Origin of the sequence: Streptomyces sp. NBC_00322 (genome assembly GCF_036147535.1) — a bacterium.
Taxonomy (GTDB): Bacteria; Actinomycetota; Actinomycetes; order Streptomycetales; family Streptomycetaceae; genus Streptomyces.
Genome location: NZ_CP108019.1, coordinates 6,266,384 through 6,283,762 on the forward strand (window position 1 = coordinate 6,266,384; position 17,379 = coordinate 6,283,762).

Annotated in this window: 14 protein-coding genes; 8 read left to right on the top strand and 6 right to left on the bottom strand. The window is 70.0% G+C overall.

Translation table 11 applies throughout. The features are described from left to right. Nucleotides 1–11 precede the first annotated feature (11 nt). From OG905_RS28570 to OG905_RS28590, 5 genes are read left to right on the top strand one after another with little or no spacing between them, the layout of a single operon-like run. Entirely contained in the window at nucleotides 12–1,643 is a 1,632-nt protein-coding gene (locus tag OG905_RS28570) for a PfaD family polyunsaturated fatty acid/polyketide biosynthesis protein (RefSeq protein WP_328678375.1), read from the top strand. Then, nucleotides 1,640–3,346, top strand: coding sequence for an acyl-CoA dehydrogenase family protein (locus OG905_RS28575; RefSeq protein ID WP_328678376.1), 1,707 nt, complete (start codon nucleotides 1,640–1,642; stop codon nucleotides 3,344–3,346). Before OG905_RS28570 ends, OG905_RS28575 begins: the two co-directional genes overlap by 4 nt. Before the next feature lie 9 nt (nucleotides 3,347–3,355). Then, the gene (locus OG905_RS28580; protein WP_328678377.1) at nucleotides 3,356–5,149 is read left to right on the top strand and encodes an acyl-CoA dehydrogenase family protein; all 1,794 of its coding nucleotides are present in this window, start codon (nucleotides 3,356–3,358) and stop codon (nucleotides 5,147–5,149) included. Between the two features lie 18 nt (nucleotides 5,150–5,167). Then, nucleotides 5,168–5,899 (top strand): 4'-phosphopantetheinyl transferase superfamily protein, encoded by a 732-nt coding sequence (locus OG905_RS28585; protein ID WP_328678378.1) that lies wholly within the window; start codon nucleotides 5,168–5,170, stop codon nucleotides 5,897–5,899. An 8-nt stretch (nucleotides 5,900–5,907) separates the two neighbouring features. Continuing rightward, the gene (locus OG905_RS28590; protein WP_328678380.1) at nucleotides 5,908–7,212 is read left to right on the top strand and encodes an NAD(P)/FAD-dependent oxidoreductase; all 1,305 of its coding nucleotides are present in this window, start codon (nucleotides 5,908–5,910) and stop codon (nucleotides 7,210–7,212) included. A 66-nt stretch (nucleotides 7,213–7,278) separates the two neighbouring features. Here OG905_RS28590 and OG905_RS28595 read toward each other — a convergent pair whose 3' ends face one another. Together OG905_RS28595 and OG905_RS28600 are read right to left on the bottom strand one after the other, a co-directional pair. Further along, a complete protein-coding gene (locus OG905_RS28595) occupies nucleotides 7,279–8,229 on the bottom strand; it encodes an AfsR/SARP family transcriptional regulator (RefSeq protein ID WP_328678382.1) in 951 nt (316 codons plus the stop codon). A 228-nt stretch (nucleotides 8,230–8,457) separates the two neighbouring features. Further along, nucleotides 8,458–9,123 carry a MerR family transcriptional regulator gene (locus OG905_RS28600; protein ID WP_328678384.1) on the bottom strand — a complete coding sequence of 222 codons (666 nt, stop codon included), beginning with the start codon at nucleotides 9,121–9,123 and terminating at the stop codon, nucleotides 8,458–8,460. 85 nt (nucleotides 9,124–9,208) lie between these two features. On the opposite strand from OG905_RS28600, the gene OG905_RS28605 reads away from it, so the two are divergent. After that, a complete protein-coding gene (locus tag OG905_RS28605) occupies nucleotides 9,209–9,622 on the top strand; it encodes a DUF3291 domain-containing protein (RefSeq protein ID WP_328678385.1) in 414 nt (137 codons plus the stop codon). Nucleotides 9,623–9,743: 121 nt separating this feature from the next. Here the strand turns inward: OG905_RS28605 and OG905_RS28610 are convergent, their stop codons facing one another. Beyond that, on the bottom strand, nucleotides 9,744–10,415 hold the full coding sequence (locus OG905_RS28610) for an O-methyltransferase (protein ID WP_328678386.1): 672 nt from the start codon (nucleotides 10,413–10,415) through the stop codon (nucleotides 9,744–9,746). 32 nt (nucleotides 10,416–10,447) lie between these two features. Further along, on the bottom strand, nucleotides 10,448–11,563 hold the full coding sequence (locus OG905_RS28615) for a DUF2330 domain-containing protein (protein ID WP_328678388.1): 1,116 nt from the start codon (nucleotides 11,561–11,563) through the stop codon (nucleotides 10,448–10,450). A gap of 269 nt (nucleotides 11,564–11,832) precedes the next feature. Here OG905_RS28615 and OG905_RS28620 point away from each other — a divergent pair, with 269 nt between their 5' ends. Continuing rightward, nucleotides 11,833–13,809 (top strand): bifunctional glycosyltransferase 87/phosphatase PAP2 family protein, encoded by a 1,977-nt coding sequence (locus OG905_RS28620; protein WP_328678390.1) that lies wholly within the window; start codon nucleotides 11,833–11,835, stop codon nucleotides 13,807–13,809. A gap of 186 nt (nucleotides 13,810–13,995) precedes the next feature. Here the strand turns inward: OG905_RS28620 and OG905_RS28625 are convergent, their stop codons facing one another. Beyond that, nucleotides 13,996–15,240, bottom strand: a complete 1,245-nt coding sequence (locus tag OG905_RS28625; protein WP_328678392.1) for a cytochrome P450 — start codon at nucleotides 15,238–15,240, stop codon at nucleotides 13,996–13,998. Between the two features lie 265 nt (nucleotides 15,241–15,505). Between OG905_RS28625 and OG905_RS28630 the strand changes: the two genes are divergently transcribed. Next, nucleotides 15,506–16,675, top strand: a complete 1,170-nt coding sequence (locus OG905_RS28630; RefSeq protein ID WP_328678394.1) for a steroid 3-ketoacyl-CoA thiolase — start codon at nucleotides 15,506–15,508, stop codon at nucleotides 16,673–16,675. Between the two features lie 24 nt (nucleotides 16,676–16,699). Here the strand turns inward: OG905_RS28630 and OG905_RS28635 are convergent, their stop codons facing one another. Next, nucleotides 16,700–17,122 carry a transglycosylase SLT domain-containing protein gene (locus OG905_RS28635; RefSeq protein WP_328678396.1) on the bottom strand — a complete coding sequence of 141 codons (423 nt, stop codon included), beginning with the start codon at nucleotides 17,120–17,122 and terminating at the stop codon, nucleotides 16,700–16,702. Between the last annotated feature and the right edge of the window lie 257 nt (nucleotides 17,123–17,379).

Consider the following 17,379-nt stretch of genomic DNA (forward strand, 5'->3'; position numbering starts at 1 on the left):
TTCGTTTCCCCATGGATATTCGCGACACCCCTCTCCGGTGGACCGGAGAGCGGTACCCCAGCACCGACCCGGCCGGGATCTACAACGCGCTGGCCGACCTGGACCACCCCTGCTTCATCGTCGTCACCCCGGACGGGATCGGTGCCGTCTCCGGCGGCTCGGTGACCGGCGACACCACCTCGACCGGACTGCCGCTGCTCGCCGCCGCTCAGCCGCTGCCCCCGCAGCGGCTGGGTTCGGCCGCCTTCCTCGCCGCCCACCGGGTGCGCCAGCCGTACATGGCGGGCGCCATGGCCGGCGGGATCGCCTCGGCCGACATGGTGATCGCCCTCGCCCGTGAGGGCTTCCTCGCCTCCTACGGCGCGGCCGGGCTGCTGCCGGAGACCATCGAGAAGGCACTCGGCCGGTTCGCCGCCGAGATCCCGGGACTTCCGTACGCCGTCAATCTGATCCACAGCCCCAGCGAGGACCGACTTGAGCGGGAGGCGGTGGAACTGTTCCTGCGGCACGGCGTGCGGTGCGTGGAGGCGTCCGCCTTCATGGACCTCACCCCGCATGTCGTGCGCTACCGGCTGGCCGGACTGCGCACGGACCAGGACGGCCGGGTGGTCGCCGAGAACCGGCTGATCGCCAAGATCTCCCGCTCCGAGACCGCCGAGCGCTTCATGCGCCCCGCCCCGGCCACCCTGGTCAGCTCCCTGCTCGAGCAGGGCCTGATCACCCACGACCAGGCGGCACTTGCCCACCATGTGCCGCTGGCCGACGACATCACCGTCGAGGCGGACTCGGGCGGCCACACCGACCGGCGCCCGCTGCCCGCGCTGCTGCCGACGATCCTGCGGCTGCGCGACACCGTCCAGCGCGAGCACCGCTACGCCGTGCCGATCAGGGTCGGAGCCGGCGGCGGCCTCGGCACACCGGTCGCGGTGGCCGCGACCTTCGCGATGGGCGCCGCCTACGTCGTCACCGGCTCCGTCAACCAGTCCTGCCTGGAGTCCGGGGCGTCCACCGAGTCCAAGGCGATGCTCGCCGAGGCGGGCATCGCCGATGTCGACATGGCCCCCGCCGCCGACATGTTCGAGATGGGGGTGGACCTCCAGGTCCTCAAGAAGGGCACCCTCTTCCCGATGCGGGCCCGTCGGCTGTACCAGATCTACCAGGCCTACGACGGTATCGATGCGATCCCCGCGCCCGACCGGGCCAAGCTGGAGCAGCAGGTCTTCCGGCGGCCGCTGGAGGACGTCTGGCAGGAATGCGTCGGCTACTTCCAGCGCCGTGACCCGGAGCAGCTCACCCGCGCCGCCGGCAACCCCAAGCGCAAGATGGCGCTGATCTTCCGCTGGTACCTCGGCATGTCCTCGCGCTGGGCGGTCATCGGCGACAAGGACCGCGCCATGGACTACCAGATCTGGTGCGGCCCGGCGATGGGCAGCTTCAACGACTGGGTGACCGGCAGCTATCTGAAGACCCCGGGCAACCGGCGGGTCGCCGACGTGGCCCACCACCTGATGCTCGGCGCCGCCTTCCACACCCGGCTCGCGCAGCTGCGCAGCACCGGTGTGCACATCCCCTCCACGGCGGGCGACTACCGTCCGGTGCCACTGGAGTCCCCGGCCCACGGCTCCCCGGCGGGCATGCGATGACCCTGCTCACGCCGGACGAGCTGGAGGCGCTGCTCGGCGACCCCGGCGACAACACCAATCCGTACGGCTTCGCCGCCGCCGTCGAGCGTGACGAGCGCGACGAGTTCCCCACCGCGCTCTGCGACGAGCTGCGCCGGGCCGGGTTCCACCTCAACTACCTGCCCAAGTCGTGGGGCGGCGAGCTGCAGTCCTTCGACCGCAGTCTGACCCTCGTACGGTCGGCGGCACGCCGGGACGTCAACATCATGCCCGGCACCATGTTCAGCATCATCGCCGCGACCTGTCTGCAACTGCACGGGACACCGGAGCAGCAGCGCCGGGCCGCCGGGATCCTGACCGGCGGCGGGGCGGTGGCCTTCGCGCTCACCGAGGCGGAGCACGGCAGCGATCTGCTCACCAACGAGGTCCGGCTGAGCCCGGAAGGCGAGCTGACCGGCGAGAAGTGGATGGTCGGCCTCGGCATGAGCTGCGAGGCGGTGTACGTGATCGCCCGCACCGGCGAGCGCGGCCCCGGCGCCTTCTCCGCGGTCCTGCTCGATCTGGCGGACATCCCCGAGGGACAGCTGGAGCGCACTCCCGCGGTCCGTACGGGCGGAATGCGTGGCATCGACATGGCCCGGCTGCGTTTCAACGGCCTGAAGGTGCCCGAGAAGGCACTGGTCGGCAAGGAGGGCGAGGGGCTCGAAGCGGCCGTCAAGGCCCAGCAGGCCGTGCGGCTGATGAGCATGGCGGGCAGCCTGGGCATCGCGGACACCGCGCTGCGGCTCGCGCTGGACTTCGCCACGACCCGCAGGATCGGCCGCACCGTCCTCACCGAATCGCCGCACCCCCGGCGTGAACTGGCCGTCGCCGCCGCGGCGTTGCTGGCCGCCGACGTGGTGGCGCTGACCGCGGCACGCGGCGTCCATGTGGTGCCCGAGGCGTTCAGCGTCTGGGCACTGGCCGCCAAACACGTAGTGGCGGAGGCTACCGACGAGCTCATCCGCCGCTGCGGCACAGTGCTCGCCACCCGCTCGGTCCTGCGTGAGGGCGAGCGGGGGGCGGGCCTGTTCCAAAAACTCCAGCGGGACTCGGCGGTCGTCCGGGTGATCGACGCGAGCACCCTGGCCAACCTCCGCTCCTTTGCGGGCCAGTTGCCCACGCTGACGGAGGGCGCGGCGGAGCCGGACCCGGCGGCCGTGGCCGCCGTCTACGGGCTCGACGCCGATCTGCCCGCGTACGAACCCGCCAGGCTCGACATGTTCGCCCGCGGCGTCGACCCGGTGCTCGCCGGACTCCCGGACGCCGCCAGTGACGTGGCCGGCGCCCTGGGCGCCGACGAAAACGCGGCTCCCGTCGTCGAACTGGTCGGGCAGCTCGCACAGGCCGTGGCCGGGCTCGGTGATCTGACCCGGGCCGCCCGGGAGCGCGGCGCCGACCCGAACGCGCTGGTGGACGCCGCCGAGCGGTACGCCTGGCTGCACGCCGCCGCCTCCTGCGTCCACCTGTGGTGGGCCAACCGGGACCGGTCGCTGTACGGCACGCCGCCCGGCTCCGCCGGCTGGCTGGGCGCGACGCTCGGCTATCTGCTCGCCCGGGCCGACGGCGTCGACCCCCGCCACCACGGGGATGTACTGACGCCCGCGCTCGACGCCGTCGTCGCGCTGCGGGAGACCGGCCGGCTGTTCTCCGCCCTGCCCGTCCGACTGGCCACCACCCGATAGGAGTTCTTCATGTCCAAGGCCGACCTGACCGCGCTGGCCGCGCAGTTGGAAGAGCACCTCGGCGACCCGCACGACCCGGGCAGCCGGATTCCCTTCACCCGGGTGCTGGACCACGACGAGAACCAGGAGTACCCGCACGCCTTCGTCAACCAGCTCCGCCGCTGGGGCGTGCTCGACCACACCCTGCCCGCCGCACACGGAGCCCGGGCCGACGACATCGAGACCGGCTTCAACCTGATGCGGCTCGTCGCCCGCCGTGACGTGACGACCGCCACCGCCCTGGTCATCAACGTCCTCGGCTTCCTGCCCGCGTGGATGGGCGGAACGGACGAGCAGAAGCGCTCTTTGATCGAGGAGATGCAGCGCGGCCGCGGACTGTCCTGGGGACTGACCGAACGCGAGCACGGCAGTGATCTGCTCGCCAACGAGGTGGTCGCCGAGAAGGTCGACGGCGGCTATCGGCTGACCGGCGAGAAGTGGCTGATCGGCAACGCCACCGTCTGCGACAAGGTGGCCGTCCACGCCCGCACCGGCAAGCGCGGCGGCCCGGCCGCCCACTCCATCCTCATGGTGGACAAGTGGCTCCTCGACGCCGACACCGTCGAGGAACTGCCGGTCGAGAAGCTGCACGGACTGCGGGCCCTCGACCTCAGCGGGCTGCGCTTCAAGGGGGCGTTCGTCCCCGAGTCCGCGCGGATCGGAGCCGAGGGCCAGGGCCTGGAGCTCGCGCTCAAGTCCGGCCAGCTGGCGCGCGCCGTGATCAGCAGCTTCGCGATGTCGGCCACCGACACGGCGCTGCGGCTCGTCCTCGACTTCACCGAGGTCCGGGTCTTGATGGGCGGAACGGTCAGCGATGTCCCCTACAGCCGACGCCAGTTGACCGAGTCCTTCGCCGACCTGATGCTGGCGGACGCCGTGAGCCTGGGCGCGGTCCGCGCGCTGCAGGCGGCGCCGGAGCAGATCAGTGTGTGGTCGTCGGTGGTCAAGTACCTGGTGCCGACGCTGCTCGAGAAGACCATGTCGCAGCTGAACGTGGTCCTCGGGGCGCGCTTCTTCCTGCGGGACCACCCGCACTACGGCATGCACCAGAAGATGCTGCGGGACCTCATGGTCGCCAACTTCGCCGACGGCAACACCGTGGTGAACCTGCGCAACATCGGCCAGCAGCTGGGCGGTCTGCTGACCACCGCGGGCGGCGCCGCCCCGGAGGTACTTGAGGCCTCGGCCGAACGCGCCGCCACCCTCTTCGGCATGGACAGCGACCTGCCGCCGTACGAGCCGGTGAAGCAGGAGATGTTCAGCCGCGGGCTCGACGACGCGGTGCTCGCCGGACCCGACGCAGTACGCCGGCTGCGCGTCCTGGCCGAAGACGCCAAGGGCAATGAGCGCGACTGGCTGCTGAAGGCGGCCGACGTGGCCGACGAACTGCTCGGCCGGGTCGCCTCGATGAGCGAGCGGTCCGCGGCGCTCAAGGCCGAACTGGGCCGGGACTATGCGCAGTCGACGGAACTCTTCGAACTGTCCAAGGAGTACTGCCTGCTCCACGCCACCGCGGCCTGCGTGCTCACCTTCGTCCACTCGCACGACGCGCTGGAGGACCCGCTGCCCAGCGGGGCTCTGCTGCTGCTCCAGATGGAGCGGCTGCGCAAGCATCTGTACCCGTACGAGTCCGTCACCGACCAGGTGGTCATCGACGAGGTGATGCGCGTACTGCGCCATCTGCACCGCGAGAACCTGCTCTTCTCGCACTGGCAGTTCCCGCTCGCCGAGCGCACCGTCGACGCCGCCGCCACCCGCCTCTGACCGGCCGGGACCGACGCCATGCATCCCGACCCGACGTTCCTGTGGCTGCTGCCCGAGCACGCCGTGGACCGCTTCGCCACGGCGCTCGGCGGGACGCGGCTGCTCACGGCGCCAGAACGCGCCGGTATGGAAAGGCGGCTCACTGCGGGTGCGCGGCGCCGGTACCTCGGTGCGCGGCTGCTGTGCCGTTACGCGCTCAGCGCCCGCACCGGCCGGCCGCCGGACAGGTGGCGCTTTCGCACCGGTGAGTTCGGGCGCCCCGAACCGGAGCCCGACGAGGAGGGCGTGCGCTTCAACCTCTCCCACGCCGAAGGCCTCATCGCGTGCGTCGTCACCCAGGGGCGCGGCTGCGGGGTCGACGTGGGCCCCACGCCCTCCACGGGCCGGCTGATGACCCATCTCGCCCACCGGCTCGCCCCCGCCGAACGCGCGGAGCTCGCCGCCGCAGCTCCCGGCGTCCGGGCGGCCCTGGTCAGTGAGTTCTGGGTGCTGAAGGAGGCGTATCTCAAGGCCCTGGGCACCGGGTTGTCCCGGGGCCTCGGCGGCTTCTCCTTCGTGCCACGGACGGCGGACCGGATCGCCGTGCACGACCCGGAGCAGCCGGCGGGGACCGATGCCCGCTGGTGGTTCGACCTGCTCCACCCCGGCCCGGGGCACGTCCTGGCCGTCGCCACAGAGAACGGGCGGCCAGGAGCCCTGCGCCGCACAGACCTCTCCGACCTCTCGCTCTCCGACCTCTCGTACGTATGAGACCGACCATGAAGGACAAGCTCATGCCGCAGCCCACCACCCCACGAGTCGCCGTCGTCGGTGCCGGCATCGCCGGCATCTCCGCCGCCTATCACCTGCGCGACCGCGCCCGGATCACCGTCTTCGAGCGGGAGGACCGCCTCGGCGGGCACGCCAACACCGTCGAGGTCGAGGAGAACGGGAGGATCCTCGGCATCGACACGGCCTTCGTCGTCTTCAACCGTCCCGCCTACACCAACCTCTGCGAGTTCTTCGAGGAGCTGGGCGTCGAGGCCGTCGAGCACCGCGGGGCCTTCAACTTCTTCGACCTGGACTCCGGTCTCGAGTACGGCACGAAGGAGCTCGGCCTCAGCGAGGAGGAGGTGGCCGGGCGCTACTCCGAGGAGTTCCTGACCATCTGGCAGGAGGCCAGGCGCTTCCACACCGAGGGCCGCAAGGACTTCGTCCGCAAGCGTGCCGACATTCCGCTCGGTGAATACCTCGACCGCGGCGGGTACAGCCAGGCCTTCCGTCACTCCTATGTGATCCTGCTCTGCTCGGCCGTCTGGTCGATTCCCGCCGAGCTGATCTGGGAGATGCCCGCGAGCACCGCGATCGCCTTCTTCATGGGCCACGACGAGGGTGGCCTGGGCGGCCAGCACGTGGACTGGCGGACCGTCGGCGGCGGTTCGATCTCCTATGTACGCAAGGCGATCGCCGCGATCGGCCCCGAGGTCCGCCTGGGCGAGGCTGTCAGCCGCATCCACCAGGAGGCCGACGGCGTCACGGTGACCACGGACAAGGGCAGCGAGAAGTTCGACTACGTGGTGGTCGGCGCCCACGCGGACGAGGCGCTCGCGATGCTCGACAACCCCACCGAGCGCCAGCACGAGGTGCTCTCCAAGGTGGAGTACAACTCCTCCAAGGTCATCCTGCACACCGACCCCTCGGTGGTGCCCGAGGACAAGAGCCGCTGGGAGGCCTGGAACTACGGCAAGGTCGAGGTCGGCGGACAGCCCAAGACGTATGTCGCGTACTACATGAACAAGCTGCACGGATTCACCGCCGAGAAGGACTACTTCGTCACCCTCGACTATCCGGGAGAGGTCGACCCGGCGACGGTGATCGCGGAATTCCCGTACACGCACCCGATCATCAATGTCGATGTGCGCGAAATGCAGAACGACATCTACAACGTCAATGAGGGAACCCGCGTGAAGCTGTGCGGCTCCTACTTCCACGCCAAGCGGCACGGCGTGGACCAGATCGGCTCCCACGAGGCCGGCTACTCCTCCGGAATGGAGATCGCGGCCCAGCTCATCCGCGAACTCTGAACCCCTCAATACACAAGCGCCCCTGCGTACCGCGTCCGGTACGCAGGGGCGCTCGTGTTGTACGGATCATGCACCGCCGGTACGCAGAGCCTGCCCGCTGAGGATGTTCGTCAGATAGCCGACGACCGACCGGGCCGTCTGCTGTTCCGCCTCGATCTGGTTCATCTCCTGCCGCAGCCGGTCGATTTCGCGCCGACCGGCCGCAGGCGCCGTCACCCGGGCGCGCTTCCTGGCCTCAGGACGTTCCGTCTCGTGCGCGAACAACGCGGGCGCCTGCACGCTGATCTGCTCAAGGCGGGCGGTCAGCAGGGGAGTTCCGCCGTGCGCCGCGGTCAGCCGCTGACGGGCCCGCGTATAGACACGGATCGCGTCCGCCCCGCGCCCGCAGCGGCACAGGGCCAGCATCAACTGGTCGTGGAAACGCTCGCGCAGCGGGTGCGCGGCGGTCAGTTCCTCCAACTCCGGGATGATGCCACGGTGCTCCCCGGTGCGCAGCGCGCAGTCGAAGAGGATTTCCAGAGCCTGCTGCCGCTCCTCCTCCAGCTGGGTGACCAGCGCCGCGCAGACAGGACCGTGGGAGCCGCCCTCCAGTGCGCTGCCGCGCCAGAGCCCGAGCGCCCTGCGCAGCGAGTCGTACGCGCCGCCCGGATCGTCCGGCGCCATGCGCTGGGCCTGTGCCACGGCCAGGCAGAATCGGCCGCTGTCGGTCTCCGTCGGGCGGGCCTCCAGCAGATATCCCGCCGCCCGGGCGACGATGCGCGGTGTGTTGGCACGCTCGGGCTCCACTTCGAGGAGGACCTTGCGGAGCCCGGAGACATGGGCGTTGAGCGTGTTGCGCGCCTTTCGCGGGGGCAGCGCGCCCCACAGTTCCCGGATCAACCGCTCCCTCGGGACGGGGGAGTTGGGACGGGCGAGCAGAGTGCCGAGAAGCAGTCTCTGCTTGGGGCTGGTCAGCGGTATGCGCCGGTGCCGCTTCTCGTCGTACAACTCGGGCGAGCCCAGAATCCGGAACTGCATGCTCTTGCCTCCCCGTGCGCCGTCCACGGCGTTCGCCGTGTTGCGTTCAGCTCACGAGCAGACCACCCGGCGGCACGCTGGGCCTGAGTCATGGGTACTCACCTTCGCCGCCGCGAGCCGGGTGCGCCGTGCCCCGGGGGGCACGTGACTTTCCAGCCATGTGAGTACTGATCACTCACGTAGGGGCGGGCGCCGCGTGGTGAAGTAGGCGAAGCGCCACAAGCGCTGTCAGCTGCGGTACCTGACGGTTGACTCGGCTTCCTGCGCGAGCCGGCGCAGGGCCAGCAGCGCCGGTTCGAGGAGAAACGTCAACAGGACGGCACGCTCGGCCTTTTCGATCGGCTCGGCCGGATCCTGGAGCTGATCGAGATCCAGGGCGGCGGTCTTTTCGGCGAGCTGTGCGTAGGGAACGAGGGACTGCCAGTCGTAGTCCATTCCGAGCGATCTGAGGGTGTCCAGTGTCTGGGTTATGACGTGCCGGGCGGGGTTGTGCTCCGTGACCTTCCAGCCCATCTCCGCCAGCAGCGCGTTCACTTCGGAGGTGTCCGAGTCGGGGTCCTCGTCCTTCGCGGCGGAGTCCTTGGCAGCGGAGTCCTTGGTGGTGGAGTCCTTGGCACCGGAGGTGGGCCAGACACCGAAGACGAGCCCGAGCAGTTCATGGGTGTCCGTCTCGACCTCGGAGAGGGCGTCGAGTACGTCCTTGGCGGCACTGACGGTCAGACCCCGCACCCCGATCAGGGCGCGGATCAGCCGGAGGCGCTGCACATGCGACTCCCCGTACTCCGCCTGGGTCGCGGCGGTGGCGCGGCCGGGCGGCAGCAGCCCTTCGCGCAGGTAGTACTTGATCGTCGCGGTGGCTACCCCGCTGCGGCGGCTCAACTCGGAAATTCGCACCTGGTCCCGCTTCCCACTGGCAATTGGGCAGCTCTACTGTCTAATATAGATACTGCCACTCACCAACTGTGGATGCGAGGATACCGTGCCGACTCTTCCGTGGACGACGCCGAACCCTGCCCGACCCGACACCCGCGCCTTCGTCATGGCCTCGCGTCTCGAGGTGAAGTCCAAGAAGGACGTGCCGCGCTTCTTCCTGAAGTCCCTCTCCGCCTGGCGCCAGGTACGGTCCGCGCCCGGAGCGCTCGGGGCGTCCCTCGAGGCCCAGCTGATCAAGGGGGTCTTCTTCACCCTCTCGGCCTGGGAGGACAGGGACGCGCTGTACACGTACGCGCGCACCGAGCCCCACAAGAGCGTGATGACCGGCCTGCGGTCCACGATGAGCGGATCGACGTTCACGTTCTGGGAGGTGCCGGTGGAGGAGCTGCCGATCTCCTGGAAGGACGCGAAGCGCCGCATCGACGAGCAGGCCCGCGCGGACGCGAACCGCGCCACCTGAACTCCCGGCCCGGGGTCGCCCCCGTCCCCGGGCCGGGTCACTTACTTCAGCCCCTTGGGGGTCCCCCCGGACGGAGTCTGGGGGAGGGCGGGGTGGGGAAAGGCCCGCCGCAGGCGCACCCTCAGGCGACCACCCGCGCCAGCAAGAACCCGTCCCACCCCTTCGTCCCCACCGTCTGCACCGCCGTCGCCTCCAGCCGCTGCTCCCGTCCCACCAGCTCATACATCGCCCGCGTACCCGCAATCGCCGGGTCCGCCCGGTCCGCGTCCACCACCCCGCCGCCGCGGATCGCGTTGTCGACGATGATCAGGCTGCCGGGGCGCGTAAGCTTCAGCGCCCACTCCACGTAGTGGGCGTTGTTCTGCTTGTCCGCGTCGATGAAGACCAGGTCGAACGGCCCCGCCCCCGGCTCCTTCACCAGCTTCGGCAGGGTCTCCAGGGCCGGGCCCACCCGGACTTCCGCGATCTTGTCGAGGCCCGCGTGAGCGAGGTTCGCGCGGGCGACCTCCGCGTGGTCGGGGCTGTACTCCAGGGAGATCAGCCTGCCCTCCTCCGGCAGCGCCCTGGCCAGCCAGATCGTGCTGTAGCCGCCGAGCGTGCCGATCTCCAGGACGGTCCGCGCCCCCTGGATCCTGGCCAGCAGATGCAGCATCTTGCCCTGGTTCGGGGCGACATTGATGGCGGGCAGCCCGGCCGCGTCGCTCGCCGCGAGGGCCGCGGTCAGGGCTTCGTCGGCGGGTACGAGGAGGTCGGTGACATAGCGGTCGACTGCGTTCCACTGCTCCTGGGTCATACGCCCAACCTATTTCAGGCGGGCGGGCGTTTTCAGGGCAACGGCGGCGGTGCATGGACGGGCGGTGGCGGCAGCACCGGCCTCCTCCGCCGTGCCGTCGTCCGCCACACCCAGGCGCCCACCAGCACCACCAGGCCCCCGCCCACCGTCAGCAGCCACACCGGCACACCGCCCGCCGTCAGCAGTTCGTCCTCGTACACCACCCGCCGGAACGGGGTGTCCGCCCCCGCCGCCCGCAGCTCGTGGTCGTCGTCGATCCGCTGGGGCTCGGGGAAGCTCTGGTCCAGGGCCGTCAGAAAGGTCTCCCGGCCGCCGGTGAACCCGGCGAGCGGCCCGTCCGGCTCGACCTTCCCCGCGTACGTGACCTCCGGCCGGTTCCCGCCGATCGAGCTCCGCGGCTCCATCCGGTGCGGCGCGAGCACGTACAGGCCCAGCGACTGCGCGGTCTTCGCGAGCCGCGACAGCCGCATCGGATAGATCAGCTTCCCGCTGGCGAAGCGAAGCCGCAGTGGATCGAGGGTGCCGCGCAGCACCGCGCCCTCGGCTTGGGGCGCCAGCCGCACGGCGACGTACTCCCATTGCTGCTCGACGTACGGCTTCAGCTCGCGTGCCAGCCCGTCCGGCAGCTCGAAGCCGTTCTTTTCCAGCCAGCTTCGCAGCGCCCCGGGATCCGTCGCCGTCAGCCGTGCGACATCGAAGTCGCCGAGGCGCTCGCGCCCCACCACGCCCACCGGGGCCCCGGCCCTCGGCGCAGCAGCGCCCGCGCTGTCCCTGTCCCGGCCCGAGAGGGGCCAGTCACTGCCCCGCGGCCAGAAGTGGTACCGCTTGCGGTGTGCGGGCGCGGTGAGCATGTCCAGCTCCTCGAAGAGGGCCGCGTCACCGAGCTCGACCGTTGCCCGGCTGGGCACCGGCATGATCCACGCGGCCTTCGGGGCGTCCCCGTCAACCGTGAAGCGCATGACGATCTGCTCCGTACGGCCGTCCCAGCCGACCACCGAGGTTTCCCGGTCGACCGCCATATGGGACCCGCGGCCCGGGACCATCGCGCCGCAGCCGCAGGCGTACGCCGGGCTGATCAGTGAGCCGAGCTGCAGCACGAGCAGCGCCAGCACCACGAACAGCGCTTTCTGTCGCCTGCGACCCGGCATGTGGCCAGGCCTGAAGTCTTGTATCTTCCCCCGCATGCCTCCTGTGACGACGCCGCGGACCACATGGTTCCGGTGCCGTTCAGCGAGATAATCAGTCAAAACGGAGTGACACTCAGGCGAAGAGGGGGTTGCCTGAGTCTCCCTCATGGGGCAGTGCGACCCTCTATGGACCGCAAATCCGGGACGGACTACACAACGCAGGGGAGGCTCGGCGCGACGTGGCGAACGCGGAGCACAGTGTGCACGGGAGTGCGACGACGGACTCGAGGATGGGTGCGGCCAGGGCCGCGCTGTGGCTCGTAGCCGCCGTACTCGCGATACGGCAGACGGCAGCGGTGCTCCGGCAGCCGCCGGGTGAGCGGCTCACCGACCTGGAGACCTGGATCGGCGAGAACGGTGTCCTGCATCTGAAGGGCTCGCTCTACGACGCGGACAAGTTCACCGGTACGCCCTTCGCCGGGCTCGTGCTCAAACCACTCGCGCACTCCGCCGAGCAGAGCCTCGGCGTCGCCTGGACCTTCGGCACGCTCCTGCTCGTCGTCGGCATCGGCCTGGTCGTGGCCCGCGCCCTGCCGGGCCCCGTGTCGCGCCGCAGCACCGTGCTCGCCGCGCCCATCGCCATCAGCCTGCTGATGCTGTCGCTGCCCGTGCGCAACAGCTTCTACCTCGGGCAGACCAGCATCATCCCGGTCCTGCTGGTCCTCCTTGGCTGCTTCGCCGCCCGCGGCGAGAGATCCTCCGGCGTACTGATCGGTGTCGGCGCCGCCCTGCAGCCCACCGTCCTGCTCTTCGCGCCGCTGTTCTGGTTCACCGGACGCAGACGCGCCGCCGTCACCTCGGCCGGCACCTTCGCGCTGTGCTCGGGGCTCGCCTGGGCCACGCTGCCCAGCGACTCCTGGACGTACTGGGTGCACCACGTAGCGGGCGCGGGGCTCGGCGCCAGCCCGGACAGCCTCGCCAACCAGTCCCTCCACGGAGCCCTCCTCCGCTTCGGCCTGGCGGGTCCCCTCGAAATCTCCGTCTACGTCGCGCTCGCCGCCGCCGTCTGCTTCGTCGGGCTGCGCCGCGCCGTCCGCTACGCCGAGGACGGCCAGCTGCTTCTCGCCGTCGCCCTGACGGGCTGCGTGGCCGTCGCCGTCTCGCCAACCGCCTGGCAGCACCAGCTCCTGTGGGTGCTGCTGGCCGTCGTCGGCCGCGTCGGCAAGCGCGCGTCCGACCGCATGCTGTGGCCGGTCCTGATCATCCTGGCGATGACCCTGCCGGGGAAGATGCTGCTGCCCGACATGGTGGTGCTCTATCCCGTACGCGACAACGTCCTGCTGATAGCGGCCCTCGCCGCGGCCTGCGCCGTGCCCTTCCTGCCGCGCACCTCGCCGTACTTCCGCCGGCCCGTCCCGACCCGGTACGCGATCCCGGCCCCCGCCCGCTGGAGCCGGGTGCCGCTGCTGCCTTACTGGCGCCGCGTGATCAGCCGCCCCAACCTGCTGCTCGAACTCCTGGTGATCCGGGTCGGCTACTCCGCCTACTCGCACATCCGCGCCGCCGCGACCGGCGGCGTCGCCGCAGCCGAGGAGCACGGCCGCCAGATCGTCGACATCGAGAAGGCGCTCGGCATCGACATCGAGCACTGGATCAACCACGCGGTGGTGAAGGCGAAGTGGGCCGAGGCCTTCTTCGACTTCTACTACACGTCCTTCCACTTCGTGGTGCCGCTGACCATCCTCGGCGTCCTGTACGCCCGCCGCCCCGCCGACTACCGCTGGGCGCGCGCCTCACTCGCCTTCGCCACGCTCCTCGCGCTGATCGGCTTCTGGTTCTACCCGCTGGCCCCGCCGCGCCTGATGCCCGGCATGGACTTCATCGACACGGTCCACGGGCCGCAGGACCTCGCCAACCCGGACTACGGAGCGATGACCGCGGTCACCAACCAGTACGCGGCGATGCCCTCGCTGCACTTCGGCTGGTCCCTGTGGTGCGGGCTCGTCATCCTCGTCCTCGCGCCCAAGCTGTGGATGAAGCTGCTCGGCCTGCTGCACCCTCTGTTCACGGTCTGTGCGATCGTCGCCACGGCGAACCACTGGGTTCTGGACGCGGCGGGCGGCGCCGCGGTCGTCGGCGCGGGCTTCGGCCTGACCTATCTGCTGGCCGGGCGGCGGCAGCTGAGGCTGCCGGGAGGCGCGCTGCCGCACGCGAGGGCGGACGCCGCCGCGCAGGCGCAATCGCCGGTCGCGGCCGCACCGAAGTAGTACGCGAACATGCGTGGCCCCAGGGGGTACGGGAAGTCCCGTACCCCCTGGGGTGGATCGTCGCGTCCTGCCAGGATCCGCCCACGGCGCCGGTTCCGGCACTCGGGGACCCAGGTCGTGCGTTTCCGGCGGGAGGCAGGGGCGGGGCGTGGGGTTCGGAGCCCCTGCCTCCCACGGCTCGGCTCGTCAGCCGTGGCTGACCTGGAGCTCCTTGATGCCGTTGAGCCAGGCCGAGCGCAGTCGGCGGGGGTCGCCCGCCAGGCGGAGGTCGGGCAGAACGTCCGCTATCGCGTTGAAGATCAGGTTGATCTCCATGACGGCGAGGGACTTGCCGAGGCAGAAGTGCGGGCCTCCGCCGCCGAAGCCGAGGTGCGGGTTCGGGTCGCGGGTGATGTCGAACTGCTCGGGCGCATCGAAGACTTCGGGGTCGTTGTTGGCAGACGAGTAGAAGAGTCCGACCCGGTCGCCCTTCTTGATCTGCCGGCCGCCCAGTTCGAGATCCTGTGTGGCGGTTCGCTGGAAGGAGACCACGGGCGTCGCCCAGCGCACGATCTCCTCGGCGGCGGTCTCCGGGCGCTCGCGCTTGTAGAGCTCCCACTGCCCGGGATGGGTGAGGAAGGCGTGCATGCCGTGGCTGATGGCATTGCGCGTCGTCTCGTTGCCCGCCACCGCCAGCAGGATCACGAAGAAGCCGAACTCGTCGTTGGAGAGGTTGCCTTCGTCCTCCGCGGCGACCAACTGGCTGACGATGTCCTTGGCCGGACACTCCTTGCGGGCCGCGGCGAGGTTCATCGAGTACGAGACGATCTCCATCGCCGCCTCGGCGCCGATCTCCTCGGTGATCGCGTACTCGGGATCGTCGTAGGCCGCCATCTTGTTGGACCAGTCGAAGATCTTGGTGCGGTCCTCCTGCGGTACGCCGATGAGCTCGGCGATCGCCTGGAGCGGGAGTTCGACGGCGATGTTGGTGACGAAGTCGAAGCTGCCGTCGTCCTTCGCACCCGCCAGCGCGGTCTCGACGATGGTGCGGGCGCGACTGCGCAGGGCCTGTTCCAGGGAGCGGACCGCCCGCGGGGTGAAGCCGCGCTGGACGATCTGGCGTACGCGGGTGTGCTCCGGCGGGTCCATGTTGAGCATGATCAGCTTCTGGACCTCGATCTGGTCGCGGCTGATGGACTCGTTGAAGCGGATGACGGCCGTGTTGGTGTTGGAAGAGAACAGTTCGGGATGTGTGGAGACGTGCTTGACGTCGGCGTGCCGGGTAACGACCCAGTAGCCCTCGTCCTGGAAGCCGGAGATGCCGGCCGGCTGCGCGCACCACCAGACCGGGGCGGTCTGCCGCAACTCGGCGAACTCCGGGTGGGGGATGCGGGCTTGGAGCAGATCGGGATCGGTGAGGTCGAACCCTTCGGGCAGATGGGGGCAGGGCATCGGCAACTCCAGGTCTGGCGGCGGTGTCAGTGACACGGATTTGTCTGACGACCCATCAGAAGTTGACCGAAAGGTAGTAACGAGTTCTACAAGTAGCAAGAGCCGCGGCGGGTTCTGTTGCCTCCGTTGCTCGCAGCGGAGGCGTGCAAGAGTCTTGCGTACCGGGGGTAACTCTCATCAGACTGCACGGAGAACTAGAACGCGTACTAGTTCCAGCTGCGAGGCGCCGGGACGCCCAGCGGCTGTGTGAGGAGAGGACGAGCTCATGGCCGCGGAACCCGTCATCGTCGAAGCAGTACGCACTCCGATCGGCAAGCGCCAAGGTGCGCTCGCCAACCTCCATCCCGCCTACCTCCTGGGCGAGACCTACCGCGAACTCCTCGGCCGCACCGGCATCCACGCCGACTGCGTCGAGCAGGTGGTGGGCGGCACCGTCACCCACGCCGGCGAACAGTCCATGAACCCCGCGCGCAACGCCTGGCTGGCGATGGGGCTTCCGTACGAGACTGCGGCGACGACCGTGGACTGCCAGTGCGGATCCTCGCAGCAGGCCAGCCACATGGTCGCCAACATGATCTCGGCCGGTGTCATCGACGTCGGCATCAGCTGCGGCGTCGAGGCGATGTCGCGGGTGCCGCTGGGGAGCGGGTCCAAGCACGGGCCCGGAAAGCCCTTCCCCGACGAGTGGAACGTCGACCTGCCCAACCAGTTCGAGGCCGCCGAGCGCATCGCGCGCCATCGCGGACTCACGCGCGAACGGGTGGACTCCCTGGGGCTGTTGTCACAGGAACGGGCGGCCGTCGCCTGGTCCGAGGAGCGTTTCAAGCGGGAGACGTTCGCCGTGCAGGTGCCGACGACGGAGGAGGAACAGGCCGCCGGGCAGGGCATGTGGCGCCTCGTCGACCGCGACGAGGGACTGCGGGACACCAGTATGGAGGCACTGGCCGGGCTGAAGCCGGTCATGCCGACCGCCGTGCACACGGCGGGCAACTCCTCGCAGATCTCGGACGGCGCGGCGGCGATCATGTGGGCGTCGAAGCGGATGGCACGCGCGCTGAAGCTGAAGCCGCGCGCGCGGATCGTCGCCCAGGCACTGGTCGGGGCGGACCCGCACTACCACCTGGACGGTCCGATCGACGCGACGCGGGCGGTGCTCGGCAAGGCGGGGATGTCGCTCAGGGACATCGACCTGGTGGAGGTCAACGAGGCCTTCGCGTCAGTGGTGCTGAGCTGGGCGCAGGTCTTCGAACAGGACCTGGAGAAGGTCAACGTCAACGGCGGCGGGATCGCGATCGGGCACCCCGTGGGGGCGACCGGGGCGCGGCTGATCACGACGGCGCTGCACGAACTGGAGCGCAGGGACAAGGAGTTCGCGCTGGTGACCATGTGCGCGGGGGGTGCGCTGGCGACCGGCACGATCATCCAGCGCCTGTAGGGGCTCTGCCCTGGGGGAAACGGCTCAGTACCAGCCCTGGGACTGCCACGCGGACCACGCGCCGCACGGGCTGCCGTAGCGGTCGTTCATGTAGTCCAGGCCCCACTTGATCTGCGTCTTGGGGTTGGTCTTCCAGTCCGCGCCGGCGGAGGCCATCTTGCTGCCGGGCAGCGCCTGGACCAGGCCGTACGCACCGGAGGACGGGTTGGAGGCGCCGGAGTCCCAGCCGCTCTCGTGCGACACGATGTTGCTGAAGCACTGGAACTGCGCGTCGTCCTTGATCATCTGCTGGGCGATCGCCTTCGCCGACCCCGTCTGCGAGGGAGCGGCGGCGGCCGAGGCCGGGTTGGCGCCCAGCACCATGGCGGCGGAGCTCAGTACGAGAGCGGAGCCGACCAGAGCGGTCTTCGGACGGTCGGCGATGCGGCGGATGATCGAGCGGGACACAGAGAGACCTCACGTCGGGAACAGGGCGGTCGCACGGGCATGCCGGACTCTCGTACGTACGAGGGATTCCGGCCGCCCGAGTGGCGCTGCGGCTCTGTGGCGAGCCCGTTGGCGCCTTGCGACCTGAACAGTTCTAGCGAGCGGATCAGCCCCTCGCAACGACCGCTGTTACTAGTGGAGGTCGCACCCGGGGCGAAATGCCCGGGGGGCTTGACGGGCCGTGTTCCCACAGGTCGCCGCGGCAATGAGGTGGTTTG